The sequence below is a fragment of the Azospirillum mesophilum genome (genome assembly GCF_053470405.2).
The window spans coordinates 198,204-216,295 of sequence record NZ_JBPXMQ020000007.1; the positions used below are offsets into that span (position 1 = coordinate 198,204).

At 69.2% G+C, this 18,092-nt stretch carries 16 protein-coding genes and 1 pseudogene; 8 read left to right on the top strand and 9 right to left on the bottom strand.

Annotated features, from left to right (window positions below; genetic code table 11):
• Nucleotides 1-11 precede the first annotated feature (11 nt).
• The 3 genes from ACSVC7_RS10505 to ACSVC7_RS10515 are packed head-to-tail and all read left to right on the top strand — an operon-like array spanning nucleotide 12 to nucleotide 3,009.
• Nucleotides 12-1,646 carry a GGDEF domain-containing protein gene (locus tag ACSVC7_RS10505; RefSeq protein WP_448202849.1) on the top strand — a complete coding sequence of 545 codons (1,635 nt, stop codon included), beginning with the start codon at nucleotides 12-14 and terminating at the stop codon, nucleotides 1,644-1,646.
• A 33-nt stretch (nucleotides 1,647-1,679) separates the two neighbouring features.
• Nucleotides 1,680-2,204, top strand: coding sequence for a GNAT family N-acetyltransferase (locus tag ACSVC7_RS10510; RefSeq protein ID WP_448202848.1), 525 nt, complete (start codon nucleotides 1,680-1,682; stop codon nucleotides 2,202-2,204).
• A gap of 7 nt (nucleotides 2,205-2,211) precedes the next feature.
• Entirely contained in the window at nucleotides 2,212-3,009 is a 798-nt protein-coding gene (locus ACSVC7_RS10515; protein ID WP_448202847.1) for a YkgJ family cysteine cluster protein, read from the top strand.
• A 183-nt stretch (nucleotides 3,010-3,192) separates the two neighbouring features.
• Here the strand turns inward: ACSVC7_RS10515 and ACSVC7_RS10520 are convergent, their stop codons facing one another.
• From ACSVC7_RS10520 to ACSVC7_RS10550, 7 genes are all read right to left on the bottom strand, one after another.
• The gene (locus ACSVC7_RS10520) at nucleotides 3,193-4,287 is read right to left on the bottom strand and encodes a CgeB family protein (protein ID WP_448202846.1); all 1,095 of its coding nucleotides are present in this window, start codon (nucleotides 4,285-4,287) and stop codon (nucleotides 3,193-3,195) included.
• A gap of 2 nt (nucleotides 4,288-4,289) precedes the next feature.
• Nucleotides 4,290-5,387, bottom strand: coding sequence for a CgeB family protein (locus ACSVC7_RS10525; RefSeq protein WP_448202845.1), 1,098 nt, complete (start codon nucleotides 5,385-5,387; stop codon nucleotides 4,290-4,292).
• Nucleotides 5,387-6,532 carry a CgeB family protein gene (locus ACSVC7_RS10530; RefSeq protein ID WP_448202844.1) on the bottom strand — a complete coding sequence of 382 codons (1,146 nt, stop codon included), beginning with the start codon at nucleotides 6,530-6,532 and terminating at the stop codon, nucleotides 5,387-5,389. The genes ACSVC7_RS10525 and ACSVC7_RS10530 overlap by 1 nt, the downstream gene beginning before the upstream one ends.
• Nucleotides 6,533-6,733: 201 nt before the next feature.
• On the bottom strand, nucleotides 6,734-7,867 hold the full coding sequence (locus ACSVC7_RS10535) for a glycosyltransferase family 4 protein (protein WP_448202843.1): 1,134 nt from the start codon (nucleotides 7,865-7,867) through the stop codon (nucleotides 6,734-6,736).
• Nucleotides 7,868-7,871: 4 nt separating this feature from the next.
• On the bottom strand, nucleotides 7,872-9,191 hold the full coding sequence (locus tag ACSVC7_RS10540) for a TIGR04295 family B12-binding domain-containing radical SAM protein (protein WP_448202842.1): 1,320 nt from the start codon (nucleotides 9,189-9,191) through the stop codon (nucleotides 7,872-7,874).
• Nucleotides 9,192-9,201: 10 nt separating this feature from the next.
• Nucleotides 9,202-10,290 (bottom strand): SDR family NAD(P)-dependent oxidoreductase, encoded by a 1,089-nt coding sequence (locus ACSVC7_RS10545; RefSeq protein ID WP_448202841.1) that lies wholly within the window; start codon nucleotides 10,288-10,290, stop codon nucleotides 9,202-9,204.
• Nucleotides 10,287-11,405 (bottom strand): NAD-dependent epimerase/dehydratase family protein, encoded by a 1,119-nt coding sequence (locus tag ACSVC7_RS10550; protein WP_448202840.1) that lies wholly within the window; start codon nucleotides 11,403-11,405, stop codon nucleotides 10,287-10,289. The genes ACSVC7_RS10545 and ACSVC7_RS10550 overlap by 4 nt, the downstream gene beginning before the upstream one ends.
• 275 nt (nucleotides 11,406-11,680) lie before the next feature.
• Between ACSVC7_RS10550 and ACSVC7_RS10555 the strand changes: the two genes are divergently transcribed.
• From ACSVC7_RS10555 to ACSVC7_RS10575, 5 genes are all read left to right on the top strand, one after another.
• The gene (locus ACSVC7_RS10555) at nucleotides 11,681-12,205 is read left to right on the top strand and encodes a PAS domain-containing protein (protein ID WP_448202839.1); all 525 of its coding nucleotides are present in this window, start codon (nucleotides 11,681-11,683) and stop codon (nucleotides 12,203-12,205) included.
• Nucleotides 12,180-13,487: a methyl-accepting chemotaxis protein gene (locus ACSVC7_RS10560; RefSeq protein WP_448202838.1), complete on the top strand. Its 1,308-nt coding sequence runs from the start codon at nucleotides 12,180-12,182 to the stop codon at nucleotides 13,485-13,487. The genes ACSVC7_RS10555 and ACSVC7_RS10560 overlap by 26 nt, the downstream gene beginning before the upstream one ends.
• A gap of 158 nt (nucleotides 13,488-13,645) precedes the next feature.
• On the top strand, nucleotides 13,646-15,325 hold the full coding sequence (locus tag ACSVC7_RS10565) for a methyl-accepting chemotaxis protein (RefSeq protein WP_448202837.1): 1,680 nt from the start codon (nucleotides 13,646-13,648) through the stop codon (nucleotides 15,323-15,325).
• A gap of 64 nt (nucleotides 15,326-15,389) precedes the next feature.
• Nucleotides 15,390-15,695 (top strand): STAS domain-containing protein, encoded by a 306-nt coding sequence (locus ACSVC7_RS10570; RefSeq protein ID WP_448202836.1) that lies wholly within the window; start codon nucleotides 15,390-15,392, stop codon nucleotides 15,693-15,695.
• Between the two features lie 22 nt (nucleotides 15,696-15,717).
• Nucleotides 15,718-16,947 (top strand): PP2C family protein-serine/threonine phosphatase, encoded by a 1,230-nt coding sequence (locus tag ACSVC7_RS10575; RefSeq protein WP_448202835.1) that lies wholly within the window; start codon nucleotides 15,718-15,720, stop codon nucleotides 16,945-16,947.
• Between the two features lie 24 nt (nucleotides 16,948-16,971).
• On the opposite strand, the gene ACSVC7_RS10580 is transcribed toward ACSVC7_RS10575, so the two are convergent.
• Nucleotides 16,972-17,880: a response regulator gene (locus ACSVC7_RS10580; protein ID WP_448202834.1), complete on the bottom strand. Its 909-nt coding sequence runs from the start codon at nucleotides 17,878-17,880 to the stop codon at nucleotides 16,972-16,974.
• A 122-nt stretch (nucleotides 17,881-18,002) separates the two neighbouring features.
• A pseudogene (locus ACSVC7_RS10585) lies at nucleotides 18,003-18,092 on the bottom strand (IS5/IS1182 family transposase); the annotation flags it as partial.

Consider the following 18,092-nt stretch of genomic DNA (forward strand, 5'->3'; position numbering starts at 1 on the left):
CTGTAGCCGCCATGCTCGACTCAGTTGGCACAACGATGAATCCGCAAGGACAGGTGGAGGAGACGCAGGCGACGCTGCGGCGCGCGTTCGACGCGCTGCCGACCGGCGTCTGCATCACCACGCCCGAAGGGATTATCGTCTATGCCAACCCCGCCCTGCACGATCTGCTGGGCTACCCACCATCGACGCTGGCCGGTCTCGGCTACCGCAGCCTGGAGCCGCCGGACAGCACCGCGCTTGCGGATTCGAACGGCGAGCCGGCGGCCTGCGAGCGGCGCCTGCAGCGCCAGGACGGCGGCATCGTCTGGGTGTCGGAGGCGGTCGGTCCCGTCGCCGGCGCGCCGGAGGAAGCCCTGTGCCTGCGCGTTCTCACCGACGTCACGCACCACCGCCGGGCCGAGGCGGCCCTGCGCGACCAACTCCTGATGAAGGAGGTCCTGTTCGAGACTCTGCCCGTCCCGGTCTTCGTGAAGAACGGGGACGGCGCCTATGTCGACTGCAACGACGCCTTCGAACGCTACACCGGCCTGTCCCGCGGCAAGATCATTCAGAAGACCGCCTTTGCGGTGATGGACCCGCGCCTTGCCAAGGCGCATGAGGAGCAGGATCGCGAACTGGTCGTCACCTGGGGCCAGCGCAGCTATGAGGAGGCGGTGCCCTTCGCCGACGGCTCCACCCGCATGGCCAGCCTGACCAAGGCGGTCTTCTGCGACAGCGTCGGCAACTTCGGCGGCATCGTCGGCGTCATCCACGACCTGACGGAGGGGCTGCCCAGCGAGGAGCGGCTTCAGGCCATCCTGGAGCAGAGCCCCATCGGCGTGTCCGTCTCCCGTCGCGACAACGGGCGGATCATCTTCGCGAACACCCGCTTTGCCGAGCTGATCGGGCTGAAGCGCGAGGACGTCATCGGCCGGCAGGCGCGCGACTATTACCTGGATTCCAACCAGCGCGACCGCGTGGTCGAGCGGCTGCGCACCTCCGGCTCCGTCGTGAACATGGAGGTGCAGTTCCGGCGCGCCGACGGCTCCGCCTTCTGGACGCTGTTCACGGTCAACCAGGCGGTGATCCAGGGCGTACAGGTGAACCTCGCCTGGATCTACGACTACACCGAACGCCGCAACATGGAGGAGGCCCTGCGGGACATGGCCTCCCGCGATCCGTTGACCGGCATCTACAACCGGCGTTCCTTCATGGAACTGGCGCGTTCCCAGCTTGCCCGCGCGCACCGCTTCAACGAACCGATGTCGATCTTCGTGCTCGACGTGGACCACTTCAAGCGCATCAACGACAGCTACGGCCACGCCACCGGCGACGATGCCCTGCGCATGGTGGCCGGCGGATGCCAGGCGATCCTGCGCGAATACGACATCCTGGGCCGCCTGGGCGGCGAGGAGTTCGTGGTCGTCCTGCCCGGCGCCACGGCCGACGAATCCCGCGTGGTCGCGGAGCGGGTGCGCCGCCATCTGGCGCGCATGGCCATTCCGGGGCCGGAAGGACGCTTCCACCTGAGCTGCAGCATCGGCATTTCGGCGCTGGACGGTCCCAACGACACGCTGGAAAAGGCCATCCACCGCGCCGACCTCGCCCTCTACCGGGCCAAGCGCGAGGGGCGCAACCGCGTCGTCGTCTTCGAACCGGGGATGTAGCCCCAAACCATCCTTTTCCGGGAGGCTGTTCGCGTGGTTGAGACGTTCGAAACGGATCGCGTGCGTGCCCATCCCGTTCGCGAGGGTGATTTCGACGACCTTCTGCGCATGCACACCGACCCGGCCGTGATGGCGACGCTGGGCGGGCGGCTGTGGACCGCCGACGAGACGCGCGCCTTCATCGGACGCCTTGTCGACCATTGGGACCGTTACGGCTACGGCGTCTGGACCCTGCGCGACAAGGACACCGGCCGCTTTCTCGGCCGCGCCGGGCTGCGCCGCAAGGACATCGAGGGCGTGACCGAGACTGAACTGCTCTACGGCCTCGCGGCGGAGTCCTGGGGCCGGGGGCTGGCGACCGAGGTCGCGCGGACCATCGCCGGTCTGGCCTTCGACCGGCTGAAGCTGCCGAGCCTCGTCGCTTTCACCCTGCCCACCAACCGGGAGTCGCGCCGCGTGATGGAAAAGACCGGCTTCACCTACGAGCGCGATTTCATCCACGCCGGCCTGCTGCATGTCCTGTATCGACTCCGGCGGCCCGTGACCGCAGCGGACTGATCCCACCATGAGCATCGCCACCCGGCAGCAGCGCCGGTTGCAGGAGCGCGAGGACGACAAGCTTCTTCGCAACGGCATCCCCGCCGGAACCGAGGACCCCGCACCGATCCTGGCCGAGGCGCGGCGCCTGCTGCGTCTCCTGCGCCGTGACAAGGTCGATCATCCCGCCAGCGACGCGGCGGCGGAGATCCACGGCGGCTACGACCTCGCCCTGCGCCACGCCCGGCCGGAGCGCACGGCCTGCAAGCGCGGCTGCGCGCACTGCTGCATCAGCTACGTCGCCGCGACCGCGCCGGAGGTCTTTCTGATCGCGCGCAGCCTGACCGGCAAGCGCCGCGATGCCATCGCCGCCCGCGTGGCGGAGGCCGACGCCGCCACCCACGGCCGGTCCTTGGAGGAGCGTTTCGCCTCCCCAACGATGTGCCCGTTGCTGGAGACCGGCGCCTGCGGCGTCTACGCCGTGCGCCCGACCGCCTGCCGCAGCCTCGCCTCCTTCGACGCGGACCTGTGCGCCCGCAGCTTCGGCGCCAACAGCGGCGAGACCCTGTCCATGCCGGGGCAGGGCATGGCGCTGCGCAGCAGCTACCAGGCCGCCCTGCGCGCCGCGCTGGCCGTGGCCGGCCTGCCCGCCGACGCCTACGAGCTGAACGCCGCCCTCAACCGCGTCCTGACTATGCCCGACGCCGAGGCGCGCTGGCGTGCCGGCGAACCCATCTTCGCCGGCATCGCCCCGGAGAACGCTCCAAAACCGCATTTCGACGAGCTGGTGCGGTATCTCGAAGGCGAGTTGCGCGCGGAGCTTTGAACACCCTCGCCCGCCCCCGGCGGGAGAGGGAAGGGGCCCACGAAGTGGGAAGGGTGAGGGCAAGGTTTTCCGAGAATCCATCCTGCGCTTTATCAGGATTCTCGCCTAAACCTTGCCCTCACCCTCCGATAGCTCCGCTATGGGTCCCTCCCTCTCCCAGCGGGGCTGGGCGAGGGAACTTGTTCAAAGCGCGCGCACCATCGGGGTTGCCCGCACTTCCGCAACGTAGGTCTCAAGCTCTGCGGCGCGGCGTATGCCGGTGTGGGAGGCGAGCACGCGGCGGCGGGCGGCGCGGCCCAGGCGGCGGGCCTTGTCGCCGGGGGTGTCGCGCAGCCAGCGCATCACCTGTTCGCTGTCGTCGGTGATGAGGATTTCCTCGTCGGGCTTGAGCAGCGTCTCCAGCCCCGGCCACGGGTCGCTGATGATCGGGGTGCCGCAGGCCGCCGCCTCGAACAGGCGTACCGACGGCGACCAGCCGGCGGCAACCATGTCGGCGCGGGTGACGTTCAGCGTGAAGCGCTGGGCGTTGTAGAAGCGCCGGTGCTCCGTCGGCGGCAGATGGTCGATGCGGGCGACGTTGTCGGGCCAGCCGATCTCGGCGTCCGGATACTGCGGCCCGGCGACGATGAAGGATCCGCGCTCCCACGCCCGCGCCGGTTCGACCAGCAGGCGGTTCAGGGTCGGCTGCCGGTCGATGCTGTAGGTGCCGAGATAGCCCATGTCCCACCGCACCGGCCCCAGTTCCGGATAATAGTGGTCCGGATCGACGGAGCAGTAGAGCGCCCGCGCGCGCTGCGCCCCGAACTCCCGCTCCAGCCGGTCGAGCATCGGCCCGCCGGTGAAGGACAGATACAGGTCGAATCCCGGAATGACGTCGGGCGAGACGTATTCGGTGTCACCGCGTTCCAGGCGCGCCACGGTGACCGGCGTGTCGATGTCGTAGAAGGCGGTGACGCCTTCAGCCGTCTCCTGGACCCAGCGGGAGACGGCAACTCCCTCCGGCACGTAGGAGCCGACCACCACCAGATCCGCGTCGCGCACCGCCGCCGCGTGGCGGTCAGCCAGTTCGTCCAGGCTGTCATAGAGCGCGAGCCGGCAGAAGTCCGGGGAGGGCAGGTCACGATTGCTGGCGTACCAGGGCTTGTCGCGTTCCAGGAACAGCACCTTGTGCCCGCGCGCCGCCATGCCCTTCAGCAGAGCGCGGTAGGTGGTGGCGTGCCCGTTCCCCCAGGAGGAGGTGATGGACAGCCCCAGAACGACGACGTTCAGCTTGCGCATTCTCAGACGCCCTCCCGAATCCCGGTTTCCGCACCGGTCAGCAGCTTTTCCACCAGCACCGCGCGGTTGTCGTAGGTGTGATCGGCCAGCACCCGGCGCAGGGCCGCCTGGCCGATGGCCTGCGCGCGGTCCTTGGTCAGCGCGGCCACATGCTCCGCCACCTCCGCGCCGTCCCGGGCGACCAGCACCTCGGTGCCCGGCTCCAGGAATTCCTCGATGCCGACCCAGGCGTCGGTGATCAGACAGGCGGCGGCCCCGGCGGCCTCGAACACGCGGGTCGCCGGGGAATAGCCCATCTCCGCCATGCTCTGCCGGCTGATGTTCAGCACGGCGAGGCCCGAGCAGTTCAGCGCGTTGTGGTCGGCGGTGTAGACGTGCCCGATCACCTGCACGTTCGACGGCACCGGCTTGTCGTGCCAGCCGTTGCCGGCCAGCAGGAAGCGGCGCTCCGGCAGCCGCGCGGCGGCGTCCAGGAAGAACTGCTCCACCCGCGCCTCGCGGTCAGGCAGGCGGTTGCCAAGGAAGGTCAGATCGGTGTCGAAACGAGCATCAAAGGGTACGGGGTGGTGCGTGTCCGGGTCCAGCGCATTGTAGACCGGCACACAGCTCCGCGCCCCCAGCGCCGCGAAGGCCGCGATCACCGGCGGCCCGCCGCCGTAGGTCAGCACCATGTCGTAGTCCGGCACCAGCCGGTTGAGCGCCGCACCGGGGTTGGCGTTCAACTCCGCCAGCGTGGCCGGGGCGTCCACGTCCCAGTAGATCGCCAGCCCGTCCGGACGGCGGATGGACAGAACGCCCTCCGCCAGCTCGTCGTCGAAGACGCCGACGCCGCTCGCCTTCACCACCACGTCGGCGCCGCGCCCGGCCTCCAGCGCGCGGTGCAGCCCGTCGGGCGTGGCGGGATAGACGACGACCTTGGCCCAGGGCGGGTCGGCGATGTCGCGGTGCTTCTGCCGGTCGTAGGCGTCGGGCTCGTAGAAGGTGACGCGGTGGCCTCTCGCCGCCAGGGCCCGGATGATGCCGCGATAGTAGGTGGCCGCCCCGTTCCAGTAGGCGGAGACGAGGCTCGATCCATAGAACGCGATGTCGAGGCCGGCCATCAGGCGATGCCCTCCTTAACCGTTTCGGCGGTGGTTTCATTGTCGGCGTGCGGCGCGCCCAGCGCCCGGCAGACGGCCAGCAGCTCGTCCACGCGGTGGGCGCAGGTGTGGCGCCGGCGGATGGTGTCGAGCCCGCTGCGGGCGAGGCTGAGCGCGATGTCGCGGTCGTTCAGAACGACGCGCAGCAGCTCCGCCATGGCCGCACCGTCGCGCGCGACGAGATAATCGGCGCCCGGCCGGAACAGCCCCTCCGTGTCGTGCCAGGGCGCGCAGATCAGCGGGATGCCGCAGGCCAGCGCCTCGAACACCCGGATGGTCGGGATGCCGGGCAGCGCCTCCACATAGGGGCGGCGCGGCACATGGACGGTCACGCGGTGGCGGGCGAACAGGGCCGGGGCCTTGTGGTTGGGCAGCCAGCCGCCGTAGGCGATACCCGCCTCCTTCAAGGCCGCCAGCGCGTCGTCGGGGTAGCGCACGCCGTGGATGCGCGCCTTCAGCCCCAGCTTGCGGACGGGCTCCAGCAGGAATTCGTGCAGTTCGGCGGTGCGCTCGTCGTCGCCCCAGTTGCCGACCCAGACCAGATCGCCCTCCGTCGGCTGGCCCGGCATCGGCTGGAAGAGGGCTGTGTCCGCCGCCTCGTGCCAGGTCCAGGCGCGCCCGGCCCAGCCCAGTTCCAGATAGCGCTGGCGCAGCACCTCGCCGAAGGCGAGCACGCCGTCATAGGCGCCGAGGTCCAGCGCGGCCATTTCTTCCGGCTTCGAAACCACCCTGTGGTGCGTGTCGTGGAACAGCAGGCGGAAGCGCCCGCGCGCCGCGCGCTTTCGCCCGATGGCGGCGACCAGCGACGGGTCGGTCCACTCGTGCACCAGCACCACGTCGGCCCCGTCCAAGGCCTCGTCGAGGTCGAGCGTGGCGAGGTCGTAGGTCTCCGACGTTAACCCTGGGAAGCTGCGGGCGAATCCGGCGAGCGCCTCCGGCCCCGTCGGTTCGGCGAGCAGGTTGGCGCGGCTCCACCCGTCGGCGGGCTCCAGCACGCGGACGGAATGATGCTGCGCCTGCAATTCGCGCACGACGCCGCGCAGGAAATGGGCGTTGCCGTGGTTCCAACAGGACAGGAGGGATTGGCAGAAAATGACGAAGCGCATCGGCTCCCGCTATTCGGCTGTATGGTGTGGCGGCGCCGGTCGGGCCGCGGGTCGGACACTCTTCCGCGCCAAGGGGGCGCTGCGAAGTCCGGGAAAAGCATTACTCTTGCGCGCCTAAGCCTTTGGCGCCGATGAGGATAGGTCCTAGTCCGGCGGTCGTGGCCTATGCCCCAAGGTCGGGTGGCAAGGTCGGTGACCGCGTCAAATCACGGGCGAGGCGGTCGCGCGCAGGGCCGCTTTCGCAAGAAGTTCGGCGTAGGCGTCCATGGTTCCGCGCACCATGCGGACGGCGGTGTACCCGTGCGCCCGGCGGCGCGCGGCGGTGCCCAGCGCCTTCACCCGCGCGGGATCGTCGGCCAGTGCCGCCAGTGTGCGGGCCAGCGCGTTGCGGTCGTCCGGGTCGACGAACAGGGCGGCACCGTCCCACAGCTCCCGCAGGCTCGGGATGTCGCCCAGCACCAGCGCGCAGCCGGACAGCGCGGCCTCCAGCGGCGCCAGCCCGAAGGGCTCGTACCGGGCGGGATGGGCGAAGATCGAGGCCCGGCCGAACCAGCGGGCGAGCTGTTCCGCCGGCAGTTGGCCAAGGTGCCGGGCGTGGCGCAGCGGCTTGGGCTGCCCGTCCGGCCCGTCGATGCTCCCTGCCACGAACACCGACCAGGGCAGGCGTCCGGCAACCCCGTCCAGCGTGCCAATGTTCTTGGCCTTGTCCCAGACGCGCCCGGCGGCGAGGATGATGGGCTGCTTGGGCAGGGGCCGGTAAAGCTGCGGGTCGCGTCCGTTCGGGATGACGCGCGCGCGCGGCAGCGGCCCGTAATGGCGCACCAGCGCGTCCAGCATGGCCTGCGTCGGCGCGGCCACAAGATCAGCCAGCCGCAGCCCGTCGGCGACGCGCTGCGCGTAGCCGGTCCACTCCGCCGGCGCGTCCTCCCCATGCACGGCGCGCCACCAGGACAGCACGCAGCTGTGCCCGACGCAGAGCACCGGCGCGCGGAAGGGCAGCGCCGCGGCAGCGTAGCCGTTGACGTGAACGATGTCCGGTCGCAGCCGCTTTTCCAGGTCGAGCAGCCAGTCGCCGGCCTTGCGCAGGTCCTTGTCCAGATCCCCGGCCGGGTCGGCCATCCATTCCAGTTTGAAGGGCTGGTGATGGAGGGTGACGCCAGGGATGCGCGCGGCGGCCTTGCGCCCGTCGTCCGGCCCCATGACCGCAAGGTCGGTGGCCGTGCCCATGCGGGCGAAGCCGCGCGCCAGTTCCAGCGCGTAGTCCCACACCCCCCCGACCGCGTCGGCGGTCATCAGCACGCGGGACGGGCGGAGGGGGGGGGAGGCTTGCCCCATGGCGCTACTCCGCCGCTTTCAGGGGAAGGGGGGCGATGTCTTCCAGCTCCGGAAGACGCTTGGGCGTTTGGTCCTGGATGTCGCAGAAATGGCCGTGGTGGGTCAGGTAATGGTCCACCGCCCGCTCCCAGGCCTGATCGTCGGGCAGGCCCCAGCGCAGCCGGTAATCCGGAGAGCCCGGATAGGGGAACAACGGCACCGGGTCGTTGGCCCACACGCCGTGGGCGCGCATGTGGTCGCGCCATTCGGCGATCATCGCCGGGTCGTCGCCATCGGACAGGATCAGGTTGGCCTGAACGAAGGGCACGACCCTCTTCGCCAGGATCAGCCGTTCCGACAGCTCGTCCGTGCCCATGCGGCACTTCTTGTCGAGCGCGGCGCGCCCTTCCACCGTCAGGCTTTCCACGCCGGCCTCGATGGATACGCAGCCGGCCTTGCCCAACAGCTCGATCATCGGCGGCTTCCACAGGTCCAGCCGGGTCTGGATGCCGAATTTGATGGTGCGCTCGGCCAGGGCCTCCAGCAGCGGCTGGTTGGGCAGGAAGATCTCGTCGATGAAGTAGACGTACTCCACGCCCTGCGCGATCAGCCGGTCCAGCTCCTCCATCACCACCGGCACGGGGCGTTTGCGGTAGCCGTCGCGGAAGTTCTCCTTCGCGCAGAAAGTGCAGGAATAGGGGCAGCCGCGCGAGGTCTCCATCTCCGCCCCCGGCCCGGTTGGGGCGCCGTCGAAGCGGTGATGGTGGTGGTGATGGCGGCGCACCCAATCGTCGGGCCAGGACAGCGCCGGCAGGTCGGTGAAGGTCGCCGCCGCCGGCCCGCCGTTTACGCGGACCTCGCCCCCGTCCCAGCTGCAGACGTGCGGCACCAGCCGCCAGTCCTCCTCGGCGGCGAGGCGGACGAGAACCTCCTCACACTCGCCCATCACCACGGCCTCGACGCCCAGCTTGCGCAGCGCCGCCTTCGGGGTGGTGGAACCGTGCGGGCCGACGCCGACCATCCGGCCACCGACGTCCTTCAGCCGGGCGACCGTCTGCATGGGCACGCGCAGTTCCGGCGGGGCGCAGCGCCAGAACAGGTAGCTGGGGGCGGTGGTGACGACGGTCAGGTCGGGGGCGAACGCCCCGACCTTTTCCCGAACCTCCTCCAGCGTCAGCCCGAAGAGCTGCCCGTCGATGATCTCCACCGTATGGCCGGCGCGCTCCAGCAGGGCCTTAGCGCAGCCGTACTCCAGCGGCAGGTGGGGCTCCCGGCAGCCGAAATAGATGCTGCCGTCGAAGCTCCAGGGCGGGTTGACCAGGGCTATGCGTTTGGACACCGTCATCCGCAATTCCTCACGACGCCACGCGCTGGCGGTCCGCCGGGACCGCGCGGGCGTCGCTCAGCCAGCGGGCCAGCCGCATCAGGCCTTCCTCGACCCCGACCCGCGGCCGCCAGCCGGTGCGCGCGAAGTAGCGCCCGGTGTTGGACACGTACCAGGGCTGGTCGCCGGGCCGCCATTCGTCGAAGCGGACGTCCGGCTTCACCCGGATCAGGGCGGGGAAGCGGTCCAGCAACTCCAACAGGCTGACCGTGTTGGCCGTGCCGCCGCCGATGTTGAAGGCGTCGCCCTGAAGCGATCCCATGCGCTCCTGCGCCAGGATCAGGGCATCCACCAGATCGTCCACGAACAGGATGTCGCGCACCTGCCGCCCGTCGCCGTAGAGCGTGATCGGCTCGCCGGCGAGCGCCCGCTTGATGAAGTGCGCGACCCAGCCCTGGTCCTCCGTCCCGAACTGGTGCGGGCCGTAGATGCAGCTCATCCGGAAGACGGCCATCGGCAGGCCGAAGGTGCGGGCGTAGTCCAGCACATACTGGTCCGCCGCCCCCTTGGAGCAGCCGTAGGGGCTGACGAAGTCCAGCGGCTGTTCCTCGCCGACCCCGCGCCCGGCGAGCAGAGCGTCCTTGGGGCCGTAGCGGTCCCCATGGGCGGCGAAGTTCACGCCCGGCAGCTTGCCATAGACCTTGTTGGTGGAGGTGAAGACCAGCGACGGTGGCGCGTCCTGCGCGCGGATGGCCTCCAGCAAGTTCAGCGTGCCGGCCGCGTTGACGGAGAAGTCGTCCAGCGGGTCCACGAGGCTGGTGGTCACCGCGACCTGGGCGGCGAGGTGGAAGACCTGCCCGGCGCGGGCCACGGCGGCCGCGACGGTCTCCTTGTGCCGGATGTCGGCGACGATGGCCTCGACGCGGTCGCCGTGGGTGGCCTTCAGCCAGGCGAGGTTCTGTTCCACCCCCGCCCGCGACAGGTTGTCGAGGATCAGCACCTTGCGGCCTTCGGAGGCCAGCCGGTGCGCGAGATTGCAGCCGATGAAGCCGGCGCCGCCGGTGATCAGGACGCCATCGCGCCGGTCTGCTGACCGCCGTTCGGGATGGGGCTCCGTCATGCCGAAAGCCCCCGGCAGGCCAGTTCGCGGCTCGCCTGCTCCACGCGGTCCTCGGCGACCTGCCGGCTCAGCCATTCCGACAACTCGGCCAGCCCGTCGCCGAGCGTCACGCGCGGCTCGAAGCCCAGCGTCTCGCGGATCAGCGTGATGTCGGGGAAGCAGTGGCGGATGTCGCCGACGCGGCAGCGGCCGGTGATCTCCGGCGTGATGTCCGGGCGGCCGACGGCCACGGCCAGCTCCGCCGCGACCTCCTGCACGGTGCGGCAGATGCCGCTCGCGACGTTGAACACCTTGCCCGGCGCGTTCGGGTGGGTGAGGGCGAGGCGGCAGGACTGCACCACATCGTCCACATGGACGAAGTCGCGGCGTTGCAGCCCGTCCTCGAAGATCATCGGCGCCTTGCCGTTCAGCAGGCGCGAGGCGAAGATCGCCAGCACCCCGGTGTAGGGGTTGGACAGCGCCTGCCGCGTGCCGTAGGCGTTCCAGAAGCGCAGCGCGGTGGTCGGGATGTTGTAGGCCTCGCCGATGATGAGGCAGAGGCGTTCCTGCATGTACTTGTTCAGGGCGTAGACGGAGGCGAGCCCCGGCCGGTGCGTCTCCGGCGTGGCGACGGGGATGAGCGCGGCGCCGTTGGGCGCCGACGGTTCCCACTTGCCGGCCTTCAGCGCCTCCACCGGGCGGGGGCCGACGTCCACGGGGCGGCCATGCTGGTCGAGGTAAAGGCCTTCACCGTAGATGCTCATGCTGGAGGCGACGACGAGCCGTTCGACCGGCTTTTCGATCAGCGCCTGGAGAAGGACGGCGGTGCCGTGGTCGTTAACGCTCACATAGTCGCCGACCTGATACATGCTCTGGCCGACGCCGACGCGGGCCGCCAGATGCACGACGGAATCGACGCCCTTCAGGGCGGCGGCGACGGCATCCGGGTCGCGCACGTCGCCGACCATCAGGTCGATGTCGGGTGCGAGGTAGTCGGGGCGGCGCCCTTTTTCGCCGTGGACCTGCTCTTCCAGGGAATCCAACACACGGACACGGTGCCCCAGGGCCAGCAGCTCATCGGCCAAATGGGACCCGATGAAGCCGGCGCCCCCGGTAATCAGCACTCTGTGTGTCATCTGGCGACCTCCACCGCTTCTTTGTTCAGCGGCAGAACGGGCGGCCAAGGCGGCAAGTTCCTTAAAAAATCGGTGATGTTTGAATCTTAGGTCGTAAGCCCAGCGGAAGAAGGCGATGTCGGCCGCACCCGCGATGCGTGTGGAGCATTTTGTCGCAGGTGCCGATCATGTGAATTTGAAGCAATTTGTTGATTACGTACGGTATCTGTGAATCGTTAAAGGTAGTACCAATGTAGGGCCGCGCGGCGGCCGGAGCGGTGCTGGAAGGGGCGGCCATGGCGTTGACCGGTGTAACCCTGAGCGGGCGGGAACGGACGTTCCACGAGGACGAAATCATCGTCTCCAAGACGGACCTGAAGGGGCTGATCACCTACGCGAACGACGTCTTCCTGCGCGTCAGCGGCTATGCGGAGGCGGAACTGCTGGGCAAGCCGCACAACATCGTGCGCCACCCGGACATGCCGCGCTGCGTCTACAAGCTGCTGTGGAGCCGCATCCAGGCCGGTCACGAGATTTTCGCCTACGTCATCAACAAGGCGAAGAACGGCGACCATTACTGGGTCTTCGCCCACGTCACCCCGGTGCTCGCCGGGGGCCAGACCATCACAGGCTTCCATTCCAGCCGGCGCCTGCCGTCGCGGGCGGCGGTGCAGGCGGCGGCCGGCCTCTACGCCCTGCTGCGCGCCGAAGAAGCCAAGCACGCCGACCGGGAGGCCGCGATGGCCGCCTCCACCTCCATGTTGGACTCCATCCTGCGGGACAAGGGCACGACCTATGACGAATTTGTCTTCAGTCTCTAAGGCTCTGGTCGCCGTCTTCCTGCTGGGGCTGCTGTCCGCGACGCAGGTCGTGGCCGGCCTTGCGACCGGCGACGTCGCCGCGGCAGCGCTTGGCGCGGTGGCGCTTGTGCCGTGCCTCGCGGCCTACCGCTGGCTGGCGCTCACCAACCGGTCGCTGGGGAAGGCCTGTGACGTGCTCGCCGCGGCGGAGAAGGGCGACCTCCAGCCCCGCGTGCTCCACATCCACGGCAACAGCCGCATCGCCGAGATGCTGCACACGCTCAACCGGCTGCTCGACCGTGTGGAGTCCTTCGGCAAGGAGGCCAACGCCGCCATGCAGCACGCGGCGGAAGGGCAATATTACCGCCGCATCGTCATGACCGGCATGGTCGGGGAGTTCGGAACCTACGCCCGCCAGATCAACGACGGGCTGGAGGCCATGGACGCCAAGAGCCGCGAGTTCGTGGAAAGCGCCACCCGCATCGGCGCCAACATCAAGGAGGTGGCGCAGAGCCTGTCGGCCAGCGCCGCCCAGCTGGAGGCCGCCTCCACCTCCATGACCAGCGTGGCGACCGCCACCAGCGAGCAGTCCTTCTCTGCGGCGTCGGCGGCGGGGCAGGTGTCGTCCAACGTGGACGGCGTCGCCACGGCCACCGGCGAGGTGTCGGGCGCCATCGGCGAGGTGGCGCAGGGCGTGGCGCGCACCGCCGATCTCGCCCGCAGCTCCGTGGAGAAGGTGAGGGAGGCGGACGAGACGATCCGCTCGCTGCTGGCCGCGGCCGACCAGATCGGCGCGGTGGTGCAGTTGATCAACGAGATCGCCAGCCAGACAAACCTGCTGGCGCTGAACGCGACCATCGAGGCCGCGCGCGCGGGTGAAGCGGGCAAGGGCTTCGCCGTCGTCGCGACGGAGGTGAAGAACCTCGCCAACCAGACGGCCCGCGCGACGGAGGAGATCACCGCCCAGATCGCCCAGGTCCAGGCGGTGACGCGCGACACGGCCGAAGTGATCCAGCATGTCGGCGGCATGATCCACGACATCGACGAAATCGCCGTCGGGATCGCCGGTGCCGCCGAAGAGCAGAGTGCGGCCATCGGCGAGATCAGCCGTTCCATCAGCGAGGCGTCGGCCGGGGTGCGGACGGTGGCGGACGCGGTGACCCATGTGTCCACCGGCGCGCAGGACGCCAGCGCCGCCGCCAGCCAGGTGCTCGCCTCCGCCGGGGAACTGGCGCGGCGGGCGGTCACGCTCAACGGCGACATTGACAACTTCGTGGCGCGCGTCTGCGGAGCGACGCGGTAGGGATCTGGCCAAGATATTCTCGGCAAAAGGTCATATGCTTTCGCTGGGACGCCAATCGTTATCATCAACCTGCGGCCATATGTCCTGTTCGTTGTCGAATTGAACATCATTCGATCACTCTGATACACTGCGCAGCAGCGGATTATCGGAGTGTACGAATGAACGGCCTGTTCGCCCGCATGTCGATCTCGGCCAAGGTGGTTACCTTGAGTCTTGGCGGGTTGCTGCTGCTGGCGGCCTGCACGGTGGCCGTGTCGCTGCACCTCATCCGCTCGGAAATGGTCGATCAGGCCACCCGGCGCCAGGACGCCAATCTGGGGATCGCCTGGGAGGTGCTGCGCAACCTCGGATCGGAAGTCCGTGTCCAGGACGGCAAGCTCTACGCCGGGACGACGGTGCTGAACGACAATGTCGCGCCCGTCGACACGATTGCCCGAATCGGCGGCGGCGTGGCGACCATCTTCATGGGCGACACGCGTATCGCCACGACCGTGAAGAACCCGGACGGCAGCCGCGCCATCGGCTCCAAGCTCGGGGCCGGGCCGGTCTACGACGCGGTGCTGCGCAGCGGAAAACCGTACCGGGGCGAGAACGACGTCCTGGGCGAGCCCTATTTCACCGCCTACGACCCGATCCGCAACGCCAAGGGCGAGGTCGTCGGCATCCTCGTCGTCGGGCTGAAGAAAAGCGACTTCTTCGCCATGGTGAACCCGCTGGTCGGCGTCATCGCGCTGACGGCGGGCGGCGTGGCGCTGCTGGTCTGCGCGGCCTCCTTCGTCCTGGTGCGCCGCCTGCTGGCGCCGGTGGGGCGGCTGAACGCGGTGCTCGGGCGGCTGTCGCAGCAGGATTTCTCCGTCGCCGTGCCGGCCACCGACCGTGCGGACGAGATCGGCTCCATCGCGCGGGCCATCGTCGCCTTCAAGGACAGCCTGCAGCAGGCTGCCAGCCTGAAGGCGCAGCAGGAGGCGGCGACCCGCGCCCAGATTGCCCGCGCCGAACGCATCGAGGCGCTGCTGCGCGTGTTCGAAGGCAAGGCGGAGGAAACGCTGTCCGCCGTGACCGCCGGTGCCGACAAGATCCAGAACACGGCGGAGGACATGGGCAATGGCGTCAACCGCACCTCCCGCCGCACGCTGGAGGTCGCCCGCTCCTCCGAACGGTCGCGCCAGAACATCCAGCAGGTCGCGGCGGCGGCGCAGGAGCTGTCCGCCTCCATCCGCGAGATCGGCGACCAGGTGGTCAACTCCTCCGCCATCGCGGAGGAGGCTGTGCGGGAGGCCCAGCGGGCCAACGGCATGGTGCAGGGCCTCGCGGAGGCGGCCGAGCGGATCGGGCAGGTGGTGAAGCTCATCACCGCCATCGCCAGCCAGACCAACCTGCTGGCGCTCAACGCCACCATCGAGGCGGCGCGCGCCGGGGAGGCCGGCAAGGGCTTCGCCGTGGTCGCCAACGAGGTGAAGAACCTCGCCAGCCAAACGGCCAAGGCCACGGAAGACATCGTCCAGCAGATCGGCGCCGTTCAGGAAGCCACCGGATCCGCGGTCGGCGTCATCGAATCGATCGGCGGCATCATCGAGCGCATGCGGGAGATGTCGGGCACCATCGCCTCGGCGGTGGAGCAGCAGCGAGGCGCTACCGAGGACATCTCGCGCAACGCCGTGTCGGTCAGCGACGACACGACCACGGCCGCGCACAGCGTGGTCTCGCTGACACAGGCCAGCGCCACCTCCTACGGCGCCGCCTTCCAGGTGCTTTGGGCGGCCAAGGACCTGCGGGAGCCGGCTGCGGCCCTGCGCAGCGAGGTGGATGCCCTGCTGAACGGCGTGCGCAGCGCGTGACGGCATGATGGGCGCCGCAGACGACCAGGACAGGTACGATGAAAACAGAACCGAAGGGTGGGCTATGAACTACACCGTCCGCGACCAGGGCGGCGTCCGGGAGATCGACCTGCGGGGGCAACTGACCTTCGAAGCCAACGATGATTTCCGCAAAATCATCGAGGGAATGGAGAAGGACACGCTGACCGACTGCGTGCTGAACCTGGATCACCTGGAATTCATCGATTCGGCAGGTCTTGGCCTTCTGGTTCTGGCCAACAACACCGCCAACCGCTCGCGCGTGCGCCTGAAGCTGAAGCACCCCAAGGGGCAGGTTCGGGAAATGATCGAGATCTCGGAGTTCCACACCATAATCCCCTGCGATTTCTGACCCCGTGGCGGCGGACCCCGTCATGGAAAGGCCGGCCCCGGAAAAGCTGGCGTCTCCGCCCGCCGCGCGGTCGGTCGGCGGCCAGCGCGTGCTCGTCGGGCAGCCGCGCCGCGGCATCGCGGAGGCCTTGCGCCGGGCGCTCGGCACCATCGGCGTGCGCCACGTCGATCACGCGCTGGACGCGGCCGGGGTGCTGGCCGCGTCGGAAACGGCGAAACCCGATCTCATTCTGCTCGACCGCAGTCTGCTGGCCGAGGTGCCCGACCTGATCCGGACCCTGCGCGCGGCCGAGGGCTTGGGCGAGGTGCCCGTTCTTGTGGTCGGTCGCTTCCCGTCGGCGGCGGCGCGGCGCGCGGTGATCACGTTCGGCGCCACCGACCTGATCGCGCGGCCGATCACGCGGGCGGAGGTGGCGGCGCGGCTGCGGGTGCATCTGGAGAACCGCTCGCTCAACCGGTCTCTTCAGGAGGTCATCCGCAGCCTCCAGACCTTCCACACGGGCGCCGTCCAGCGCATGCAACTCGCCCGCGACATGCAGTTGGACCTGCTGCCGGACGCCGAAGCGCGCCGCGACATCGAACGGCGCTACGGCGTGCGGCTGGACAGCCATTTCGAGTCCAGCTCGGAGCTGGGGGGCGACATCTGGGGCGCAAGTCCGCTCGATTCGGAGCGGTTCGCGGTCTTCCTTTGCGACTTCACCGGCCATGGTGTCGCCGCGGCGCTGAACACCTTCCGCCTGCACGCTCTGCTGGAGAAGATCGACCTGCCCGGCGACGACCCGGCGGAAATGCTGGCGGCGATCAACCGTCTGCTGGTCGGGCTGTTGCCGGAAACCCAGTTCGCCGCCATGCTCTACGCCGTGGTGGACACCGGCGCGAATCGCCTGACCTACGCCACGGCGGGAGCCCCGAAGCCGATCATCGGTCTTCCCGGCCGCGACCTGCTGGTGGGGGAAAGCGTCGGACTGCCGCTCGGCGTCTCGCCCAAGGCCGGTTACCGGAACCGCTGCCTGGACTTCCCGCCGGGGGCATTCCTCTTCCTGTTCAGCGACGCGCTGTTCGAGGCGCGGGACTGGGAAGGCTGCCCCTTCGGCTACGCGGGCGTGCTCGCCCTCGTGGACCGGTGCAACCGGGAGGCCGAGGCCGGGCAGGGCGATGTCCTGGCTGGGCTGTTGGACCGCTACTTCGCCGTCATGCCCCGCCCGCTGGCCGACGACCTGACGGCCCTGTGGCTCGCACGGGCGCCGGCCTGAGCAAGTGGCCCCTACGATTGACCTCTACGCCGGCAGGCGCGACAGGTCGACCGTCGCCACCACCCGGTTCCCGCATCCCTCGTAGGTCAGTTCATGGAAGCCGACCATGCGGGCCAGCGCGATGCCGCGTCCGTGGGTGGCGCTGGACCGCAGGGCGTCCATGGCGAGGTAACGCGTCCAATCGAAGCCTTGGCCCTGGTCGCTCACGGTGAAGACGACGCGGGAAAGCTCGCGCTGCACGCACAGGGTTGCGGTCTTGTCGCGATTTTCGGCCAGGGCCAGCCGGTGCGCGATCTCGCGGGCGAGCATGTTGCCCTGCTTCAGCTCCCCCTTGGCCTTGTAGCCGATGCCGAGGTTGCCGTGCTCCACCGCGTTCAGCAGCAGTTCCACCAAGCCGAAGGCAAGCCCGCGCGCCTTTGGGATGATGGAGGACACGGCGATGGCGAGGTTGTGCGCCTCCTGCGGGGTGCGGAAGCGGAAGCAGCCCTCGCGCATCAACGCCATGGCGTCGGTGCGCGACCGGACGTCGCCCTGAAGCCGCTTCAGGCGCATGTGGTCGTCCACGGCGGCGGCGGCGATGGACTGCAGCAATTCGCCGGGGTAGGGCTTGGCGAGGTAGTAGAAGACGCCGGCCTGGATCGCCTCCGCGATGTCCGCGCTGGCGTCGGAGATGGTCTGCATGATGACCGGGATGACCGACAGGTCGGGGTCGGCCTTCATGCGCCGGAACAGCTCCATCCCGTCCATGCCCGGCAGTTGCCGGTCGAGCAGGACGACATGCACCGCCTCCCGCAGGTCCGCCAGCAGCCTCCAGGCCTCCTCCGCCGTGCCGGCGCCCAGGGTTCGATAGCCCATGCGCGCCAGGTAGCCGGAGACGAGGGCTCGGCTCATCTCCTCGTCGTCCACGACGAGGGCGGTGATGGGATCGGCCATGGGCGCACTCTCTCGCGCGGTGGCGGGAATTTCCCCTTTGAACCTCAATTTTATACGCGTTTATCGCGAATTTCCAACGGTCACAGGGCCGCCAACCGCCCCTGCGACCTTAGAGCGTGTCGTCAGTTGAGCCAGATGACAGCCGAGACGAGGTAAACGGCGGCCAGAAAGGTGCTGGCAAGCTTGTCGTAGCGTGTGGCAATGGCCCGGAA